Origin of the sequence: Actinomadura geliboluensis (genome assembly GCF_043197915.1) — a bacterium.
GTDB classification, from domain to species: Bacteria; Actinomycetota; Actinomycetes; order Streptosporangiales; family Streptosporangiaceae; genus Spirillospora; species Spirillospora geliboluensis.
The window spans coordinates 130021-148674 of sequence record NZ_JBICUA010000019.1 but is presented as its reverse complement, the minus strand read 5'-3'; the positions used below and the strand labels follow the sequence as shown (position 1 = coordinate 148674).

Sequence of the window (18654 nt, the reverse complement as noted above, 5' to 3'; positions counted from 1 at the left end):
TGGGTTCTTCTTGGTCGATGAACCATCTACCGGAGACCTCACTGCATCCGGCTCACAACACGCCGACGCTCACCCCACTTCGAAACACGCCCTAGGTGTACTCGGTCATGGCGTTGGTGACAGTCGGGTGATCGGGGGTCGGCCGCCGAGTGCGGTGTGTGGGCGTTGGGTGTTGTAGTACTCCAGCCAGGGTGCCAGGTGGTCGCTGCGTTGGGTGTTGCTGGTGAACACCTGCTGGTAGGCCCATTCGGTGGCCAGGGTGCGGTTGAAGCGCTCGACCTTGCCGTTTTGCCAGGGGCAGTGCGGGCGGATGAGTTTGTGGCGTGCGCCCAGATCGGTCAGAACGGCGGCGAAGTCGCGGCTGCGGCGATAGCACCAGGCGTTGTCGGTCAGCACTCGTTGGATCCGGGTGATGCCGTGGGCGGCGAAGAACGCGGTGGCGCGGCGCAGGAAGTCGGCGGCGGTGGCGCCGGTCTCGTCGGGGTGGATCTCGGCGTAGGCCAGGCGGGTGTGGTCGTCGACGGCGGCGTGGAGGTAGTCGTAGCCGATGCGGGCGCGTTTGTGGCGGGCCAGGCGGGAGCTGCCGCGGCCGTGGACGCGCCAGCCGCCGCCGTCGGGGATGCGGCCGATCTTCTTGACGTCGAGGTGCAGCAGCGCGCCGGGCCGGTCGTGCTCGTAGCGGATGGTGGTGTGGCGGGTGGCCCGGATGGGCCGGCCGGTGAGCGGGTCGCACTCGGCCAGCCGCGGCACGTCATGGCGGCGCAGGATGCGGGTGACGGTCCGTTCGGGCACTCCGGTCGCCTCGGCGATGAAGGCCGGGGCCCGGCGGTGGCGGCGGCGGTGCTCCAGCACGCGTTGCTCGGCCCGGCGCGTGGTGCGGCCAGGGGTGCGGTGCGGTCGCGAGGACCGGTCGTGCAGTCCGGCCGGCCCCTCGGCGTCATAGCGGCGCACCCAGCGATGCGCGCACACTGCCGCGAGACCCCCAACTCGCGCGCCACGTGCGCGACCGGGCGGCCGTGGACGCGGACACGCTCGACCAGCAGACGACGGCCGTGGACAGTCAACCGTGCATTAGCGTGGGCCATGAGGACCTCCGAGACGAGTGAAGACCGACATCTCCACCGCACTCGGAGGTCTTCTCATTGATCAACTACCAGGCCCGGCGTGTCACCAACCTCATGGCTGAGTACAACTAGAGGGCTGCTTCTTCGCCCCGGTCTTCCCGGGCGACGAACTCGGCGTCGAAACGTGGAAGGACGGCGAAGCGACCCTCTTCGAGGCCGCCGCGGAAGACCGCACGGGCATCTCCGCCGGACGCGCCCGCTTCGCCTGACAGATCCGTTCAGGGAGCCTTCATCCGCTGTATCACCCCTCGCACCGGCGACCCCACGGGCGTGATCCCGCAGGTCAGCGAGGTGAGGGCGGCGCTTTGACGGCAGCATCCGACCAAGGGTGCGGCCGCGCCTGGGCAAAGCGTGACATTTAACGGCAATTGCCCGAAATGTCACCGTCGCAGTGCCGCCGTTCCCGATCCCCCTCGGGGCGCCCCCCGCCCCGGCCGGGAGCGGCAGCGGAAGGGCTCCCCCCCATGCGACGACTGCTGTCGTTCCTGCTCCCGGCCCTCTTGGCCGCGGCGCTGATCGCCGTCCTGGACGCGCCGGCGTCCGCGACCCCGCCCAACATCCCGTCCGCCGCGACCGCCGCGACCCGACTCGCCGAGCTCACCGTCGCCGCCGAATCGCACCAGAGCACCTACGACCGCGACCTGTTCCCGCACTGGATCACGATCTCCGGCGCGTGCAACACCCGTGAGACCGTCCTCAAGCGGGACGGCACGGGCGTCGTGACCGATTCGTCCTGCTACCCGACGTCCGGCAGCTGGTACTCGCCCTACGACGGCGCCACCTGGACCCTCGCGTCCGACCTGGACATCGACCACATGGTGCCGCTCGCGGAGGCGTGGGCGTCCGGCGCCTGGGCCTGGACGACGTCCCGCCGCCAGTCCTACGCCAACGACCTCGGCGGCCCCGAGCTGTGGGCCGTCACCGACAACGTCAACCAGAGCAAGAGCGACAAGGACCCGGCCGAGTGGCAGCCGCCGCGCGCCGCGTTCCGCTGCACCTACGCCCGCGCCTGGATCCAGGTGAAGTGGTACTACGACCTCACCGTCGACAGTGCTGAGAAGAGCGCCCTCACCTCGATGCTCGGCACCTGCTGAGCCGTCCCGCCGCCGAGTGTCTCTGCCGGGGCCTAGAGTCACCGGCAGAGACGCGGCGGACGGGGAGAACGATGACGGCGGCCGGCCTTGAGGGCATTGACGACATCGACTGGGCGTCGCTCGGTCACGCTTACGGGTCGGCTGAGGACTTCCCCCAGACGCTTCGGGATGCGGTCGGCGACGACGACGAGCGGGCCGAGGACGCGACCGAGCACCTGTTCGGCAGCGTCTACCACCAGGGCACGCTGTACACGGCGACGCCGCACGCGGTGCCGTTCGTCGCCCGCCTCGCCGCCGACCCCGGGACGCGCAGGCGCGACGTGCTGGTGTCCCTGCTCAGCGCGATCGCCGCCGCCGATGACGCGACCCCGGAGGTCCTCGCGGACGTCCGCGCCGCCCTGGCCCGTGAGGCTCCGCTGATGGTCCCGCTGCTGGACGACCCGGACACCGACATCCGGGACTACGCCACCTACCTGCTCGGCCACCTCCCGGGCTCGTGCGCCGCCGAGGTGCTGCCCGCGCTCCGGGCCCGGCGCAAGAAGGAGCGGTCGCCGCGGGTGCTGGCGGGCCTGCTCGCCGCCGCCGGCCGTCTCGACCCGCAGGGCAGCGCGGCGTGGCTGGCCGAAGAGGCCGCGGGACGGTCCGCCGCCGTCCGTGCCGGAGCGCTGTGGGCGATCGCCGCCAACGGCCTCCCCTGGACGGACGCCGCCTCGGAGGCGGCCGCCCGGTGCTGGCTGGAGGGCGAGCCGCTGAAGGGCTGGATCTGGGCGGACGACCCGTTCGACGACATCGCCGGCCGGATCGACGGCGCGTCGTTCGCCGCACTGGCCCGCACCCTGCTCGACCAGGGGCCCGCCGACTCCGCGCGGACGGCCGTCGACGCCGCCTACCAGCGCTGCGTGCGGTCGCGCCCGGCCCGTGCCGAGGTGGCGCCGGTGCTGGCGGCGGGCCTCCGGCACTCCGACCTCGGCGTCCGCGCCGCCGCCGCGACCGCGATCCGCGACGTGCGGGAGGCCGCCGTGGAGACCGCCGACACTCTGGCCGCCCTCGCCGCCGAGCCGCCCGCGGACGCCGACTCCCTTGAAGCGCGGGTTTTCGACGCGGCCTTGGAGACGCTGATCGGGCTGGGTGACGCCCGCTGGCGCGAGCCCTTCATCGCCGCGCTCGGCGCGGGTGCGGCGACGGCCGACGCCGTCAGCCTGCTGATCGACACCGGCGTGCCCGCCGACGCGGAGCTGCTCGCGGCCGTGCGGCGGCGGCTGGCGGCGATCCCTCTCGGAGGGCCCGCGGAGTCCGGCGGCTACGACGCCCACCTCGCGAGGATGCGCCGCCACAACGAGGTGAACGGACTGACCCGGCTGCTGCACCGCTGGGGCCCCGGCGCGGCGGAGGCGGTGCCCGAGCTCCTCCGGCTCGTCCCGCACGACGACTGGTGGACGGCCCGCGCGCTGGCCGCGATCGGCCCCGCGGCCTCGGCGGCGGTGCCCGCGCTGACCTTGACCCGCGACGACCCGGAGGCGTCCTGGCGGCAGCGCCTCGACTGCGCGCGGGCCCTCGCCGCGATCACCGGCGACACCGACCAGCTGACCGCCCGCATCGCCGAAGCCGCGACGGCCGACCCCGTGCTGGCGGCGCAGACGGCCGTCGACTACGAGTTGCCCCTCGACGACTTCCTGCCCGGCCTGCGCGTCCTCGCCGACGAGCCCACCGGAGACGACCCCTCCGCCGTCCGGGACCGGCTGGAGGCGGCGCGCCTGCTGCTGCGCACCGGCGACAAGGCCCCAGCCCTCCAGGCCGCCGCCGACGCGATCGACAGGGGCCGCCACACCACGGACGCGGCCGAACTCGCCGGCCTGGCCGGTCCGGACGCCGAGCCTCTCCTCCCGCGCCTGCGGGGCCTCCTCGGCGAGCGGCACTCCGACGTCGCCGCCGCGCGGGCGATCCGCCGCATCACCGGTGACCCCGCCCCGCTCCTGGACGCCGTCCGCCGCGCGCTTCCCTACCTGGGGGCCGGTCCCTGGCTCAACGCCCTGCTGCGCGAACTCGGCGCGGACGCCGCTCCGCTCGTCCCCGACCTGCGCGAGCTGATCGACGGCGACGCCGCGATCCCGGGCGTCGGCATCTACGGCCGGCAGGTCCGCCAGGACGAGGAGGAATGCCGCGAACTCCTCGCCATCCTGCCCGGTCTCACGCCTTAGCGCCGTCCGGTGATCCGCCGGGCCGCCAGGTGCGCTCCGGCGACACCGGCGGCGGCGAACGCCAGGCCCACTGCGGCGTCCCGTGCCCGCGCGGGGCGCAGCACGCCCTGGCGCCGCAGCCGAGCGCGGGCCCACACCGTGTACGGGACGACCACCAGGGCCGAGGTGACCGAGCCGGGCGTGTACTGCCGCAGCGCGGCGGCCTGCCCGAGATGGACCAGGCCGTGCAGCCCGAACCCGGCGAGCGCGGTCTGGTAGGTGGCGGACCGTCCGCCGGTGCGCTGCCCGTCGACCGCGGCCCCCGCGACGAGCGCCCCCATCAGGGTCACGGCGACGGCGAACTCGCGCTCGTCCACGGCTTCCATCCACCGCCACACGGCGGCGGGCGCCTGCGGGAACCGCTCGCGCAGTTCGGGCAGGTGCGCCCGGATCCAGCGCGGCCCGGCCGCGACCTCCTCAGCGTCGTGCACCGCCCACGCGACAAGCAGCCCGATTCCGGCATCTCGCATCACACCGCCAGTCTGGCAGGGGTGATCACGCGGAGCGGCGGCGGAGGCGGCCCCAGGGCTTGGCGACGGCGAGGACGGTGGCGAACGTCAGGGTCGTCAGGGAGACCGCCGGCGGGAAGAACAGGTTCGAGATGAAGGCCGGTTCGGGGGCGTCGGCGCTGAAGGTGCGGCCGTACTCGTCCACCTCGGCCATGCCCGGCTGGAGGGCCACCAGGATGAGGGTGCACAGGATCAGGTTGAGGACGAGCTTGACCGCCACCCACCAGTAGCGCACCAGCCCCCATCGGGTGCCGAGGCCCAGGATCACGCCGGTGACCAGGCAGATGAGCGCGGACGTCAGCATCGGCCACACGACGAACGTCGCGAGCGCCCGGTAGGCGAGGCCGCGGACGTCGTCGCTGCCGCCGAACCGGCCGGTCAGGACGAGGACGGCCACGATGACGTCGATCCCGATCCACGCCCCGGCGGACACGATGTGGACGATCAGCGTCGTCTTGCGCCAGCGCCTGCCGAGGGGGAGGCGGCCCTCCCGCCGCGCGCGGGTGCGTTCCTGTATCGCCATGTCCACGGTCCTTTCTGTGCGGTCTGCCATGACGATGCCGGTCGGGTCCGGGGGGTGTCGTCACGTGCGCGGCGGCTTGGCGCGTACGACGGGCGGCGCAGTGGGGGAGGCGGGCGGTACCACCGGCGAGGTAATTGGAGACTGTCTCTAGAGAAGGTCTCTGGAAATCGCTAGGGTGCCCGGTATGAGCCAAGGGTGCCGGGTGTGAGCGGGGCGTTGCGGGTCGCCGTCACCGGCGGGAACCGGGGTGTGGGACGCGCGGTGGCGGGCGAGGCCGCCCGGCGGGGGCACCGGGTGGTGATCGTGGCGCGGCGGCCGGACGCGGGGGCGGCCGCCGCGCGCGAGATCGGCGCGGAACTGGTCGTGGGCGACCTGTCGTCCGTGCGGGCCGTGCGGGAGTTGGCCGGTGCGCTGGCCGACGTCGACGTGCTCGTCCACAACGCGGGCGTCTGGCCCAGCCGCCGGGTCCTCACCGAGGACGGGTTCGAGCAGGCGTTCTTCACCAACCATCTCGCGCCGTTCCTGCTGAACCGGCTGCTGGAGGAGCGGCTGCGGCGGGTGGTGCAGGTCAGCGCCGGCCTGTACGTCACCGGACGGGTCGACCCGGACAGGACGCCGGCCGGGGACGACTTCCATGCCGTCCACACGTACGCCAACACGAAGCTGGCGAACCTCATGATGGTCCCGCTGTTCGCCGAGCGGTGGAAGGACGCCGGGGTGACGATCGACGCGGTCCATCCCGGAGTGCTCCGCACGGACCTCGGCGCCCGGACGGGCCTCTTCGGCGCCCTGCTGAAGGCCGTCAAGTGGACGCTGAAGCCCGCGTCGAAGAGCGGGCCGCCCGTCGCAGACCTGATCACCGCCGACGGGACGGGCCGCTACTTCCACGTGAAGAAGGAGACGCCGTTGAAGCCGAAGGCGCTCGACGCCCAGCTGGCGGCACGGCTCTGGGACGACGCCGAGAAAGTGCTCGATGTCGCCTAAGCACCAGGGCACGGACGAGACCGTCGCGCGCATCCTGACCGAGGCGCTCCGGGTGCACGCCGAACGCGGGCACGAGGGCTTCACGATGAAGGCCGTCATCGCGGCCACCGGGATGAGCAGCGGCAGCCTCTACCACCATTTCGGATCGTTCGACGGCCTGGCCGCCGCCCTCTACGCGCGCTGCATGGCCGACCTGCTCGACACCCTGTTGGACGCGCTGGAGGGAATCACCGACGCGCAAGAGGGCGTCGAGGCGGCGACAAGGGCCTACCTCAGATTCACGCGCGAGCGCAGTGACGCGGCACGGTTCATCCATACCTCGGCCTATGCGGCGTTCCTGCCGGAGCATGCGGCCGTCATCGCGGAGTTGAAGACGCCGCGCATCGCGAAGCTCGTCGCGTGGATGGTGCCGCATGTGGCGGGCGGCCGGGTCGCGCGGCTGTCACCGGTGATGATGGAGATGCTGCTGATCGGGCCGGTCGCCGAGACGGCGCGGCGCTGGCTCTCAGATCCGAGGTCGGTGGACCTGGACGAGGCCGCCGCCGTCCTACCGTCCCGCATCTGGGCCTCCCTCCAACCCTGAAGCGCTTAGTCGGCGGCGTAGCGGAAGCTGGTGTTGCCCGAGGAGCTGTCGGGGGAGTTGGCGGTGCGTGCGGCGACGCGGTAGCGGTTGCAGTAGGACGCGTGGCACAGGTAGGAGCCGCCTCGCAGCGACCTGCCGTCGCCCCAGGCGTCGGCGCACCATTCCCAGACGTTTCCGGCCATGTTGTGCAGGCCGTAGCCGTTGGGCGGGAAGGCGGTGACGGGGGCCGTGCCCTTGTAGCCGTCCTCGGCCGTGTTGCGGGTGGGGAATTGGCCCTGCCAGATGTTGCACATGTGCTCGCCGTCCGGGGTGAGGTCGTCGCCCCACGGGTAGCGTTTCCCGGTCAGGCCGCCGCGTGCCGCGTACTCCCATTCGGTTTCCGTGGGCAGCCGGACGCCCGCCCAGCGGCAGAACGCGGCGGCGTCGTTCCAGGAGACGTGGACGACGGGATGGTCCGCCCGCCCGTCGAGGGTGGAGCCAGGCCCTTCGGGGTGCCGCCAGTCCGCGCCGCGCACGGCGCACCACCAGGGGGCGCGGCCGGCCCTGGGGGAGACGCGGCGCAGACGGCCCGGCAGGAACCCGGCGAAGACGTGCGACCACCCGAACCGTTCGGCGTCGGTGCGGTGGCCGGTCGCGTCGGCGAACGCGGCGAACGCGTCGTTGGTGACGGTGTACGGGGAGATCGCGAACGGGGCCACGGCGACCTCGCGGACCGGGCCCTCGCCGTCGCCGGGGTTGGCGTCCGGGTCGTCGCCGCCCATCAGGAACGTCCCGCCGGGAAGGCGCTTCAGCACGGTCACAGGCTTCAGCGGGGTCACAGGCTTCAGCGGGGTCACAGGCTTCAGCGGGGTCACAGGGCCGCCAGGTCGCCGGCGATCGCGTGCAGGGTCTCGCGGTCGATGACGCCGACCGCCAGGCCCGCGATCTCCAGCAGGGAGAACGGCATCGCCTCGGGCAGCAGCGGGCTGTCCATGAGCGCGCCGAGGTGCTTGCGGAGCACCGCCTCGGCGGCCGGTTCGGCGACCAGGAGCCGGGTCGGCGTCGTCACCGACAGGCGGGACGCGGGGAACTCGGCGGCGGTCAGCGGCGGACGCTCCGACGCCACGACCTGCTCCCACTGCCGCCGGACGAGCAGGTGCGCGGACGCCACCGGGCCGTCCGCCGGGAGGCCGAGCCGCTCGTACTGCTCCGGCGGCGCGTCGTTCGCGCGCATCAAGTCGACCATCAACCCGGCCATGCGCAGTTCCAGGTCGTCGTCGATGAGCGGTGACAACTGCTCGGGGTCGGCTTCCAGGTCGTAGAGGAGCGTGCCGAACGCGTGCGGGTCGGTGTAGGAGAAGCCGGGGAGGCGCAGCGGCGCCACGCCTTTAGTGAAGGAGAAGGGGGACGCCATGGTCGCGTCCCGGAGCGTCTCCACCGGCATGCGGCCGCGCATGTGCGTGGGCATGAGCGTGTACTCGGCGAGCGGCCGGTTGCCCGGCTCAGCGCAGGCGCGCATGTACACGTGGCGGCCGTCGGTGACGCCGACGTGGCCGCCGAAGCAGCCGAACAGGCCCGCCTCCCGGACGGGGGAGTCGAGGGCGACGGTCTCCCGCAGCGGGGCGCCCAGCATGTCGGGGGTGCGGTCGACGCCGAAGAACTCCAGCAGCGTCGGCCCGAAGTCGATGGTCTGGACGAGGCTCGACCGCCGTTCGCCCGCGACCCGGCTGCGCGGGTCCCAGATGAACAGCGGGGTGTGGATGGTCTCGTCCCAGAACGGCGGGGCGTTCTTCCCCCACCAGTCGTGCTCGCCGAGCAGCAGGCCGTGGTCGGTGCAGACGATCAGGAGGGTGTCGTCCCACAGGGACAGCTCGTCCATCAGGTCGAGGACGCGTCCGAGCGACCGGTCGCACATCGACAGCAGCGCCAGGTACTGGTTCCGCAGGTGCTCGACCTGCTCGGGCGTCTCCGTCACGCGCCGGTAGTCGGGCCAGTCGAAATGCGGGCCGTCGTAGTCGTCCGGATAGAGCTTCTTGTAGTGGTCGTAAGAGAAGAAGGGCTCATGCGGGTCGAAGGTCTCGATCTGGAGGAACCAGTTGTCCTCGGCATGGTTGGTCTTGATGAAGTGGACGCCCGCGTCGAACGTGCCCGTCTGCGGATGGTCGGCCTCGTCCTTCATGTAGAGGCGGTTCACCCAGTCCTGGCGGCGCAACGGGTTCGCCGTGTGCGGGACGGAGTCGGGCACGTCGGGATCGGCGACATGCCCCTTCCACTCGTCGCCCTCCTGCCCCCGGAAGAACTCGAAGGTGCTGTAGCGCGGGTGGTAGGTCGCACCGCCGTCCAGCCAGTAGTGCTGGTGGTCGGTGGCGAGGTGGGTGTAGACGCCGTTCTCCTTCAGCATCTCCGGGACGGAGTCGTCGAACGGCTCCAGCGGCCCCCAGCCCCGGTGCAGGAAGTTGTGGCGGCCCGTGTGCATCTCGCGCCGCGCCGGCATGCACGGCATGCTCCCGCCGTAGCAGTTGTCGAACGTCGCGGTCCGCTCCGCGAGCCGCGCGAAGTTCGGCGCGTGCACGTCCGACGCCCCGTACGGCGGCAGGAAGCGCCGGTTGAGGGTGTCGAACATGACCATGACCGCTTTCATGAGGCACCTTTCAACGGACGCTCCTGATCCGGTACACGGAGGCGGACCCCAGCAGCATGATCACGGCGGACACCGCGTACAGCACGCGGTAGCCGCCCACGAACGTGAGCACGAACCAGGCGACGCCGAACGCCAGCGGGACGTTCTGCGCCGCGTTGACGACGCCGAGGTCGCGGGCGCGGCTGCGCTGGTCGGGGAGCACGTCCGTGACGAGCGCCTGGTCGACCGACAGGAACGCGCCGTAGCCCGCCCCGAGCAGCACCGCCCCCGCCATGGCGGACGGCCACGCCGGCGCGACCGCGAGCAGCGCCGCCGCGCCGGCCTGGAGCGCGCCGGCGACCGCGATGAGGTCCCGGCGGCGGCCGAGCGCGTCCGACGCCCTCCCGCCGAGCCAGCCGGTCGCCGCGCAGCACACCAGGTAGATCAGCGTGAGGATCAGCAGCGACCCGTCGGGGTCGCGCCGGTGCAGGACGTCGGTGAGGAAGTACAGCAGGTACGTCGTCCCGGCCAGGTTCCCGGCGTTGATCAGCACGCGGGACAGCAGCGCCCAGTAGTAGTCCGGGTGGCGGCGCGGATGCGGGAACGGGACCCGTTCGCCCGCGCCCGGCATCTCGTGCGCGTTCCGCGCGGCCGGGCGGGCACCCGGCCGGACGAGGAAGAACGGCAGCGCCGACACCGCCGCCAGCACCGCGATCAGCGCCCACATCCCGGGGACGGACGTGACCACCATCGTCACCAGCACCATCCCGACGACCAGCGCGACCACCTGCGGGACGCCCATCGCGGCGGACGCCGCGCCCCGCTGGTGGTGCGGCACCCGGTCGGCGATCACGGCGCTGAGCGCGGCGAGCACCGCCGCCGCGCCCATCGACACGACGACCATCAGGCCCGCCACGACCGGCCAGCTCGTCTGCGTCCCGATCAGCGCGTACGGGACGGCCGCGACCGCGAACCCGCCGAGCGCCCAGACGCGGCGGCGGCCGAAGCGGGTCCGGGTGCGGTCGCAGGCCATCCCGGCGAGCGGCACGCACAGCACCACCACGACGGAGTTCTGGATCAGCAGGTAGGACAGCACGTCCACCTTGTCCTCCGCCGCGATGCGGCCGATGAGGTGCGGGGTCATGAACTGCGGCGGCAGCAGGATCACCAGCCAGTACCCGAACCACGCGGCGGCGTAGCCGAGCAGCCAGCTCCGGCCGACCCCGGCGGCGCCGCGCTCGCCGGGGCGGCGGGCGGCCGTCAGTTCGCTCACGCGCCTCCCGTCCAGGTCTCGGCGCGGCGCCACATCTCCAGGTACGCCTCGGCGCCGCGGGCCATGTCGTCGACGAGCGCCTGCCCGCCGTAGGCGCGCATGTCGGCGATCCAGTCGGCGACGAGCCCGTAGTTGGCGACGCCGTCGGTGTTCAGGTCCCAGGTGCGCAGGCCGGTGCGGAGCCGGTCGAGCTTCACCGCCGGGTCGATCGGCGACGTGAACGGGTAGCGCAGCGGGTTCTGCGCCGCGTCCGCGCGCGGCGACGGCAGCGGGCCCATGCCGTTGGCGTCGAGCCCGTACCCGTAGCCGAAGGTGAAGCGCGGGTCACCGGCGCTCTTGTTGCGCCGCCACTCCGCCGCGAAACGGTCGGCGGAGCTCCCGTAGCCGGTGATCATTCCGCCGAGGCTGTAGACGCGCCGCATGTAGGTGTCGTCCGTCCAGCTGTGGGACGAGACGACGCCCGAGTACCCGGCGTCCTCCAGCAGGCTCAGGGTCTGGTCGGCGGCCTTCACGCTCATGTGGTCGATCTCGACGAGCATGTGCCGCTTCATCAGGCCCTTCACCATGTGGGCGCCGAGGTCGGTGAGGCCGAGCAGGTTGCAGTGCGGTGCGTCCGGATACAGCGGCAGCGTGATCCCGGCCTGCCCGAGCAGCCGGAGGAGTTCGGCGACCTGGCCGCCGACGACGCCCGCCGGGGCGATGGTGTTGTCGTGGGCGGCGCCGGTGCACGTCTCGGCCTGCCAGAACCGCCCGGTGCCGAGGAAGTTGCCCGCGTTGATGACGGCGCCCGTCGTGCCGCCGTCGAACCGCACCCCGCACAGGGCGTTGTCGAACTTGTGGCACAGGAACATCGAGGACACGCCGAGTTCCTTCATCTCGTCCAGGCCCCGGTCGATGTCGGCGCGCGTGCACTGCGGGACGCCGCCGATCACGCGGCAGCCGAACGGCTCGGACGTCTCGATGCCGAGGACGACGGCGAGCTTGCCCTGCCCGATGACCTGGCGGGCCTCACCGGCGTCGCGCACGATGCGGAACCAGCCCTTGCCTGGGCCGCCGCTGAGCCCGTCGATGTAGGACTGCATCTCCCGCATCCGCCGCGCTTCGAGCCGGATGACCGCCATCTCGTCGCACGCGTTGCGCTTCAGCGGATAGATCTCGCAGAGCTGCCGGTTGGCGACGAGCTGGTTGACCAGGACGCGCTGCCCGGCGCGCCAGGACCGTTCCAGCCAGGCGTAGTAGACCTGCTGGTGGGTGCGGGAGTCCCAGGCGGGCCAGTCCTTGAACGTCGGCCAGCCGGTGGGGTCGTGGGTGCCGAACGGGGTGCCGTGCCGGGTGAAGTTCTCGAACCAGGCGAACGCGCCGTTCCCGGCGTGGTCGGGGCAGTCGCGCAGCGCCGCCTGGACGCCGTCCGGGTCGAACGGCTTGCCGCACAGCAGTTGCCCGCCGAACGCCTCGTACGACATGAGGTGGCTGTGGGCGTCGATGTAGCCGCGGACCTCACCGCCGGCGGCGGGTGGCGCGGCGGCGAGGGCGGGTGGCGCGGCGGCGAGGGCGGAGGCCAGCGCGGCGAGCAGGGCGAGGACGAGCGGGATGCAGGCGGTACGTCGGAGGGAGCGTCGGAACGGCATGGGGCACCTCGACCGGGGTGGGGGGCCACGGATCTGAGGTGAGTGATATCACCGATCGAGCGAAAAGTGAACAAGGCTCATGTTATGGATCTGGGACGGGATCCGCCGCGAGGTCGGTGAAGTACGCCCGCAGCAGCCGGGCGCCGAGCGCGACCACGGCCGGGTCGCCGTCCTCCGCCGACTGGTAGGCGAGCCGGAGCAGGCCGTCCGACGCCGTGATGGCCACCAGCAGGACACGCTCGTGGTCGGCCAGCGGCGGCAGGCCCGCCTTCTGCGTGCCCAGCTCGTACATGCGCGCCGCCATCTCGGTGTCGATCCGGCGGACGAGGCCCTGGTCGATGGCGCCGGTGTCGCGGAAGTCGGCGATGAAGAAGCCCGGCACGGTGCGGCGCAGCGCGAGGCTCTCCTCGTAGACGAGCACGGCCGCGTCCGCCCACGTCCGCACCGGCTCGGAGGTGAGCCGCTCGTGCACCCGCCCGATCAGGATCGCCAGGTTCCGCATGGCCAGCTCGTACAGCAGCCCCGACTTGCCGTCGAAGAACTGGTACAGCGTGCCGATCGGGACGCCCGCCCGGCGGGCGACGTCCCTGGTGGTCAGCGCGTCGTGCCCGGCCTCGGCGAGCAGTTCCGCGCAGGCGTCGAGCAGCCGCTCGAACCGCTCCGCGCTGCGGCGCTGCGTCGGCCTGCGGCGCACCCCGTCCGTCATCGCCCCTCCCCGATCCGGCTGAACATGACACATGTTCATGTTCTAATGTGACGTCCACTCATGTTAGGAGAGGAGACGCGCGTGCTTCCCCGCTTTCCCGAGGGCTTCCTGTGGGGTACGGCCACGGCGGCCTACCAGATCGAAGGCGCCGTGAAGGAGGACGGACGCGGCCCCAGCATCTGGGACTCCTTCTGCGCCCGGCCGGGCCGCGTCAAGAACGGCGACACCGGCGACATCGCGTGCGACCACTACCACCGCTGGTCGGAGGACATCGCGCTGATGGCCGGCCTCGGCGTGAACGCCTACCGGTTCTCGGCGGCGTGGCCGCGCGTCCAGCCCGACGGGCGCGGTGCCGCGAACCCCAAGGGCCTCGACTTCTACGACCGGCTCGTGGACGCCCTCGCCGAACGCGGCATCCTGCCCGCGCTCACCCTCTACCACTGGGACCTGCCCCAGGCGCTCCAGGACGCCGGCGGCTGGATGAACCGCGACACCGCGCACCGGTTCGCCGAGTACGCGGGCCTCGTCGCCGACCGGCTCGGCGACCGCGTCGGCGTCTGGATCACGCTGAACGAGCCGTTCGTCCACATGACCGAGGGCTACGGCGTCGGGACCCACGCGCCCGGCGAAGCGCTCCTTCTGGACGCCCTTCCCGCCGCCCACCACCTGCTCCTCGGCCACGCCCTCGCCGTCCCCGCACTGCGCGAGCGGACGTCCGGCCAGGTCGCGCTCACCAACAACTACAGCCCGGTGTGGGCCGCGAGCGACGCGCCCGCCGACCGGGCCGCCGCGGCCGCGTTCGACGCGCTCCAGAACCGCCTGTTCACCGACCCCCTCCTCCTCGGCCGCTACCCGGACCTGAGCGCGTACGGCGTGGCCGACCTCCCGTTCGTCCAGGACGGCGACCTCGCCGCGATCGCCGCGCCGCTCGACCTGCTCGGCGTCAACTACTACAGCCCGACGAAGGTCGCCGCGCCGCACGGGCACGCACCCGCCTCCGGCGGCGCGTCCGTCCTGCGCGAGGTCGAGCGGCATCTCGACGGCGCGGGCCTGCCCTTCGAGGACGTGCCGATCGACGGCTACCCGGTGACGGCGTTCGGCTGGCCCGTCGTCCCGGACGGCCTGCACGAGCTGCTGACCGGCCTCCGCGACGCCTACCGGGACGCGCTGCCGCCGATCATGATCACCGAGAACGGCTGCTCCGCGCCCGACGAGCCCGGCCGCCCCGACCGGGACCGGATCGACTACCTGGACGGCCACCTCCGGTCACTGCACCGCGCCATCGGCGACGGCGTGGACGTGCGCGGCTACTTCGTCTGGTCGCTGCTCGACAACTTCGAGTGGGCGGAGGGCTTCGACCAGCGCTTCGGCCTCGTCCACGTCGACTACGCCACCCAGCGCCGCACGCCGAAGGCGTCTTACCACTGGCTGCGCGAGGAGTTGGCCCGGTACCGGTGAGCGGGACGCCCTGGCCTGATCGCGCGCGCCGCGCCCATCATGGACGGTTATGAGCGAGCTGACGATTCCGGGTCTGCTGGAGCGGGCCGCGCAGGACTCTCCGGACGCCGAGGCGGTCGTGGACGGCGACGTCCGGGTGACCTACGCGGAGCTGCGCGAGCGGGTGCGGGAGGCGACGGCCGCGTTCATCGGCGCCGGCGTCGGTCCGGGCGACCGCATCGCGATCTGGGCGCCGAACGGGCTGCGCTGGATCGTCACCGTGCTCGGCGCCATGGGCGCGGGCGCGACGCTCGTCCCGCTGAACACCCGGTACAAGGGCGACGAGGCTCGGTGGCCGCTCACCAAGGCCGAGGTCAAGATGCTCTTCCTGGAGGACGGGTTCCTCGGCATCGACTACCCCGGCATGCTCGGCCTGGACGAGTCGGGCGCCGTCCCAGGGCTGCCCGACCTCCAGCGCATCGTCACGTTCAACGGGCCCGCGCGGCCCGGCGTCGCCGCCTGGGACCAGTTCACCGCCGGGGCCGTGCCCGCGGCGGAGGCCGACGCGCGGACGGCGGCCGTCCGGCCGGACGACGTCGCCGACATCCTGTTCACGTCCGGGACGACCGGCCGGGCCAAGGGCGTCGTCGTCACCCACGAGCAGAACGTCCGCACCTACGCGGCGTGGACGAGCCGGACCGGCCTGAAGGCCGGCGACCGGTACCTCATCGTCAACCCGATGTTCCACACGTTCGGCTACAAGGCGGGCGTGCTGGCGTGCGTGATGAAGGGCGCCGCGATGGTGCTCCAGCGCACCTTCGACGTCCCGGAGACGCTGCGGCTGATCGAGCAGGAGAAGATCACCGTGCTGCCGGGCCCGCCGACCATCTACACCTCGCTGCTGGACGCGCCCGGCCGCGAGGAGCGCGACCTGTCGTCGCTCCGGCTGGCCGTGACGGGCGCGGGGGACGTGCCCGTCGCGCTGGTGCGGCGCATCAAGGAAGAGCTGTTCCCGCAGGTCGTGACCGCGTACGGGCTGACCGAGTCGTCCGGCACCGTGACGGCCTGCTCGGTGGACGACGATGACGAGATCATCGCGACGACGTCCGGCCGGGCCATCGACGACGTCGAGGTCAAGATCGTCGATGAGAAGGGCGAGCCGGTCCCGGCGGGCACCGACGGCGAGATCCTCGTGCGCGGCTACAACGTCATGAAGGGCTACCTCGGCGACCCGGAGGCGACGGCCGAGACGGTCCGCGACGGCTGGCTCGATACCGGCGACCGGGGCCGCCTCGACGAGCGCGGCAACCTCGCCATCACCGGGCGGAGCAAGGAGATGTTCGTCGTCGGCGGGTTCAACGTGTACCCGGCCGAGGTCGAGGACGCCCTCGCCCGCCACGACGCCGTCGCCGAGTCGGGCGTCATCGGCGTCCCCGACCAGCGGATGGGCGAGGTCGCCCGCGCCTACGTCCGGCTCCGCCCCGGCCGGACCGCCACGGCGGACGAGCTGATCGCGCACTGCCGGGAGCGGCTCGCGAACTTCAAGGTCCCCCGGGAGGTCGTCTTCGTGGACGACCTCCCGAAGACCGCGTCCGGCAAGGTCCGCCGCGTGGAACTCAAGGACTTCAAAGAGCAGCGATGACGCGGGCCCTGTGCTCGGCCACCGAGCCCCAGGCCGAGTACAGCGCGCGCGCCTTGCGGATCCACAGCGACGGGTCGTACTCGTCGGTGTAGCCGATCGCGCCGTGCACCTGGAGGGCCGTCTTGGCCAGGCTGTAGGACGCCTCCGACGCGGCGACCTTCGCGGCCGAGACGTCCCGCGCGAAGTCCGGCGTCCCGTACGACAGCGCCGCCCCGTACACGAGCGGGCGGGCGAACTCCAGCTCGACCATCGCGGTCGCCAGGTGGTGCTTGATCGCCTGGTACTCGCCGATCGGGCGCCCGAATTGCTGCCGCGTCTTGGCGTACTCCACGGACACGTCCAGCAGCGCCTGGCCGAGCCCGATCTGCTGCGCCGCGCACAGCAGCACACCGAGATCGATTCCCGCCGGGGGGTGTGGGGGGTCGGCCCCCCACCATGAATCGGTGAAGCCGCCGCCGCCCTCCACACGGAACAGGCGCCGCGCCGGGTCGAGCGACGCGAGCGCCTCACCGGCCTTGCGCTCCACCCGGTCGGCGGTCAGGACGAGGTCGGCGACGTCGGCGTCCAGCGCGTGCGGGACGGCCAGCGTCACGACCGCCTCGCCCTCCGCGATCCGCGGCAGCCACGGCGACTCGCCCAGCAGCTCGGCCGCCGCGAGGGTCTCCACGTACGGGCCGGGGGCGGCGGCGCGGCCGAGCTCCTCCGCCGCGACGGCCAGCTCCACCGGCAGCCGCCCGGCGCCGCCGAACTCCTCCGGCACCGCGACCGCGAACACCCCGGCCTCCGCGACCGACGTCCACAGCGCCCGGCCCGGCCCGGAGTCCCCGGCCGCCCACGCGCGCGCGATCTTCGCGGTGCCCGCGTCGGCGAGCAGCCGCCGCAGCGTCTCACCGAACATCCGCTGCTCGGCGTCCAGAACGAACTTCATCGGACCCTGCCTTCCCGGGGGGCGACCCCCGGACCCCCGGGGCGGGGCCCCGACGGTCCTCGCTTCGCTGCGGTCATCGGGCTCTGCCTTCCTGGGGGGCGACCCCCAGACCCCCGGGGTCGGGATCCCGACGATCCTCGCTTCGCTGCGGTCATCGGGCTCTGCCTTCCTGGGGGGCGACCCCCAGACCCCCGGGGTCGGGATCCCGACGGTCCTCGCTTCGCTGCGGTCATCGGGTTCCCCTCGGCAGGCCGAGCAGCCGCTCGGCGATCACGTTGCGCTGGATCTCGTTGGTGCCCGCGTAGATCGGGCCGGCGAGCGAGAACACGTAGTTCTCCAGCCACTCCGACTCGATCTCGCCGTCCGGGCCGAGCAGGTCGAGCGCCGTCTCGTGCAGCGCCACGTCCAGCTCCGACCAGAAGACCTTGTTCAGGCTGGACTCGGCGCCGACGTCGTCGCTGCGCGAGATCGTCTCGAAGCCCTTGAGCCGGTAGGCCCGCGACCTGATCCAGGCGTCCGCGACGCGGTCGCGCAGCGCGGTGTCGGACGGGTCGGCGCGCTCCTTCCACAGCTCGACGAGCCGCTCGGTCGCCGCCGTGAACCGGCCGGGGCTGCGCAGCGTCAGGCCGCGCTCGTTGCCGGCCGTCGCCATCGCGACCCGCCAGCCGTCGCCCGGCGCGCCGATGACGTCCTCGTCGGGGACGAACACCTTGTCGAGGAACAGCTCGGCGAACGCGGGCTTGCCGTCCAGCCGCCCGATCGGGCGCACGGTCACGCCTTCGGCGTCCAGCGGGAACATCACGTACGTGAGGCCCTTGTGCCGGGACGACTCCGGGTCCGACCGGAACAGCCCGAAGCCCTTGTCGGCGAACGCGGCGCGGGAGCTCCACGTCTTCTGCCCGTCCAGCAGCCAGCCGCCGTCGGTGCGCGTCGCGGTGGCGCGCAGCGCCGCGAGGTCGCTGCCCGCGCCCGGCTCCGACCACGCCTGCGCCCAGATCACCTCGCCGGCCGCCATCGGCGGCAGGATCCGCGCGAGCTGCTCCGGCGTGCCGTGCTTGAGCAGCGTCGGCGCCAGCAGGTTGATCCCGTTCTGGCTGACCCGGCCGGGTGCGCCCGCCGCGTAGTACTCCTCCTCGAAGATCAGCCACTGCAGGACCGACACGCCCCGGCCGCCGTACTCAGCCGGCCACGACACCACCCCGAGGCGCGCCGCGCCGAGCGTCCGCTCCCACTCCCGGTGGGCCGCGAACCCCTCCTCGGTCTCCAGCGAGGGCAGCGGCTCGGCCGGGACGTGCGCGCGCAGCCACTCCCGCACCTCGGCGCGGAACGCCTCGTCCGCCGTCCCGAACTCAAGATCCATGAGCACCCTTCTTTCTAACAACTGTTT

General features: G+C 72.7%; 15 protein-coding genes and 1 pseudogene. 6 read left to right on the top strand and 10 right to left on the bottom strand.

Translation table 11 applies throughout. From position 1 onward, the window contains the following. Positions 1-105: 105 nt before the first annotated feature. A pseudogene (locus ACGFI1_RS41680) lies at positions 106-1085 on the bottom strand (IS481 family transposase). A 503-nt stretch (positions 1086-1588) separates the two neighbouring features. Here ACGFI1_RS41680 and ACGFI1_RS41675 point away from each other — a divergent pair. Both ACGFI1_RS41675 and ACGFI1_RS41670 read left to right on the top strand, forming a co-directional pair. Continuing rightward, positions 1589-2218: an HNH endonuclease family protein gene (locus ACGFI1_RS41675; protein WP_392793195.1), complete on the top strand. Its 630-nt coding sequence runs from the start codon at positions 1589-1591 to the stop codon at positions 2216-2218. A 71-nt stretch (positions 2219-2289) separates the two neighbouring features. After that, on the top strand, positions 2290-4416 hold the full coding sequence (locus ACGFI1_RS41670; protein ID WP_392793193.1) for a hypothetical protein: 2127 nt from the start codon (positions 2290-2292) through the stop codon (positions 4414-4416). Here ACGFI1_RS41670 and ACGFI1_RS41665 read toward each other — a convergent pair. Both ACGFI1_RS41665 and ACGFI1_RS41660 read right to left on the bottom strand, forming a co-directional pair. Beyond that, positions 4413-4925 carry an HXXEE domain-containing protein gene (locus ACGFI1_RS41665; protein ID WP_392793191.1) on the bottom strand — a complete coding sequence of 171 codons (513 nt, stop codon included), beginning with the start codon at positions 4923-4925 and terminating at the stop codon, positions 4413-4415. The genes ACGFI1_RS41670 and ACGFI1_RS41665 overlap by 4 nt on opposite strands. A gap of 25 nt (positions 4926-4950) precedes the next feature. Further along, positions 4951-5487 carry a hypothetical protein gene (locus tag ACGFI1_RS41660; protein ID WP_392733218.1) on the bottom strand — a complete coding sequence of 179 codons (537 nt, stop codon included), beginning with the start codon at positions 5485-5487 and terminating at the stop codon, positions 4951-4953. 204 nt (positions 5488-5691) lie between these two features. Between ACGFI1_RS41660 and ACGFI1_RS41655 the strand changes: the two genes are divergently transcribed. Then, complete coding sequence (locus ACGFI1_RS41655; protein ID WP_392793189.1) at positions 5692-6471, top strand: SDR family NAD(P)-dependent oxidoreductase; 780 nt, start codon at positions 5692-5694, stop codon at positions 6469-6471. Next, positions 6461-7054, top strand: a complete 594-nt coding sequence (locus ACGFI1_RS41650; protein ID WP_392793188.1) for a TetR/AcrR family transcriptional regulator — start codon at positions 6461-6463, stop codon at positions 7052-7054. Before ACGFI1_RS41655 ends, ACGFI1_RS41650 begins: the two co-directional genes overlap by 11 nt. 5 nt (positions 7055-7059) lie before the next feature. On the opposite strand, the gene ACGFI1_RS41645 is transcribed toward ACGFI1_RS41650, so the two are convergent. From ACGFI1_RS41645 to ACGFI1_RS41625, 5 genes are all read right to left on the bottom strand, one after another. Then, positions 7060-7848, bottom strand: a complete 789-nt coding sequence (locus ACGFI1_RS41645; RefSeq protein ID WP_392793187.1) for a formylglycine-generating enzyme family protein — start codon at positions 7846-7848, stop codon at positions 7060-7062. Positions 7849-7904: 56 nt separating this feature from the next. Further along, complete coding sequence (locus tag ACGFI1_RS41640) at positions 7905-9674, bottom strand: sulfatase-like hydrolase/transferase (RefSeq protein ID WP_392793186.1); 1770 nt, start codon at positions 9672-9674, stop codon at positions 7905-7907. A 10-nt stretch (positions 9675-9684) separates the two neighbouring features. Beyond that, positions 9685-10926: an MFS transporter gene (locus ACGFI1_RS41635; protein ID WP_392793184.1), complete on the bottom strand. Its 1242-nt coding sequence runs from the start codon at positions 10924-10926 to the stop codon at positions 9685-9687. Continuing rightward, on the bottom strand, positions 10923-12554 hold the full coding sequence (locus ACGFI1_RS41630; protein WP_392793183.1) for a Coagulation factor 5/8 type domain-containing protein: 1632 nt from the start codon (positions 12552-12554) through the stop codon (positions 10923-10925). The genes ACGFI1_RS41635 and ACGFI1_RS41630 overlap by 4 nt, the downstream gene beginning before the upstream one ends. A gap of 82 nt (positions 12555-12636) precedes the next feature. Next, entirely contained in the window at positions 12637-13260 is a 624-nt protein-coding gene (locus ACGFI1_RS41625) for a TetR/AcrR family transcriptional regulator (protein WP_392793181.1), read from the bottom strand. A gap of 81 nt (positions 13261-13341) precedes the next feature. Here ACGFI1_RS41625 and ACGFI1_RS41620 point away from each other — a divergent pair, with 81 nt between their 5' ends. Next, complete coding sequence (locus tag ACGFI1_RS41620) at positions 13342-14718, top strand: GH1 family beta-glucosidase (protein WP_392793179.1); 1377 nt, start codon at positions 13342-13344, stop codon at positions 14716-14718. A gap of 49 nt (positions 14719-14767) precedes the next feature. Further along, positions 14768-16339 (top strand): FadD3 family acyl-CoA ligase, encoded by a 1572-nt coding sequence (locus tag ACGFI1_RS41615; RefSeq protein ID WP_392793178.1) that lies wholly within the window; start codon positions 14768-14770, stop codon positions 16337-16339. Here the strand turns inward: ACGFI1_RS41615 and ACGFI1_RS41610 are convergent. Together ACGFI1_RS41610 and ACGFI1_RS41605 are read right to left on the bottom strand one after the other, a co-directional pair. Further along, a complete protein-coding gene (locus tag ACGFI1_RS41610) occupies positions 16323-17267 on the bottom strand; it encodes an acyl-CoA dehydrogenase family protein (RefSeq protein ID WP_386874189.1) in 945 nt (314 codons plus the stop codon). The two genes, ACGFI1_RS41615 and ACGFI1_RS41610, sit on opposite strands and share 17 nt — an antisense overlap. A gap of 229 nt (positions 17268-17496) precedes the next feature. Next, entirely contained in the window at positions 17497-18627 is a 1131-nt protein-coding gene (locus ACGFI1_RS41605; RefSeq protein WP_392793177.1) for an acyl-CoA dehydrogenase family protein, read from the bottom strand. Between the last annotated feature and the right edge of the window lie 27 nt (positions 18628-18654).

Excerpts from the sequence above, each read along its gene's own strand:
- ACGFI1_RS41675 (WP_392793195.1), top strand. The coding sequence starts at position 1,589 with ATGCGACGACTGCTGTCGTTCCTGCTCCCGGCCCTCTTGGCCGCGGCG.
- ACGFI1_RS41670 (WP_392793193.1), top strand. The coding sequence starts at position 2,290 with ATGACGGCGGCCGGCCTTGAGGGCATTGACGACATCGACTGGGCGTCG.
- ACGFI1_RS41665 (WP_392793191.1), bottom strand. The coding sequence starts at position 4,925 with ATGCGAGATGCCGGAATCGGGCTGCTTGTCGCGTGGGCGGTGCACGAC.
- ACGFI1_RS41660 (WP_392733218.1), bottom strand. The coding sequence starts at position 5,487 with ATGGCGATACAGGAACGCACCCGCGCGCGGCGGGAGGGCCGCCTCCCC.
- ACGFI1_RS41650 (WP_392793188.1), top strand. The coding sequence starts at position 6,461 with ATGTCGCCTAAGCACCAGGGCACGGACGAGACCGTCGCGCGCATCCTG.
- ACGFI1_RS41640 (WP_392793186.1), bottom strand. The coding sequence starts at position 9,674 with ATGAAAGCGGTCATGGTCATGTTCGACACCCTCAACCGGCGCTTCCTG.
- ACGFI1_RS41630 (WP_392793183.1), bottom strand. The coding sequence starts at position 12,554 with ATGCCGTTCCGACGCTCCCTCCGACGTACCGCCTGCATCCCGCTCGTC.
- ACGFI1_RS41625 (WP_392793181.1), bottom strand. The coding sequence starts at position 13,260 with ATGACGGACGGGGTGCGCCGCAGGCCGACGCAGCGCCGCAGCGCGGAG.
- ACGFI1_RS41615 (WP_392793178.1), top strand. The coding sequence starts at position 14,768 with ATGAGCGAGCTGACGATTCCGGGTCTGCTGGAGCGGGCCGCGCAGGAC.
- ACGFI1_RS41610 (WP_386874189.1), bottom strand. The coding sequence starts at position 17,267 with ATGAAGTTCGTTCTGGACGCCGAGCAGCGGATGTTCGGTGAGACGCTG.
- ACGFI1_RS41605 (WP_392793177.1), bottom strand. The coding sequence starts at position 18,627 with ATGGATCTTGAGTTCGGGACGGCGGACGAGGCGTTCCGCGCCGAGGTG.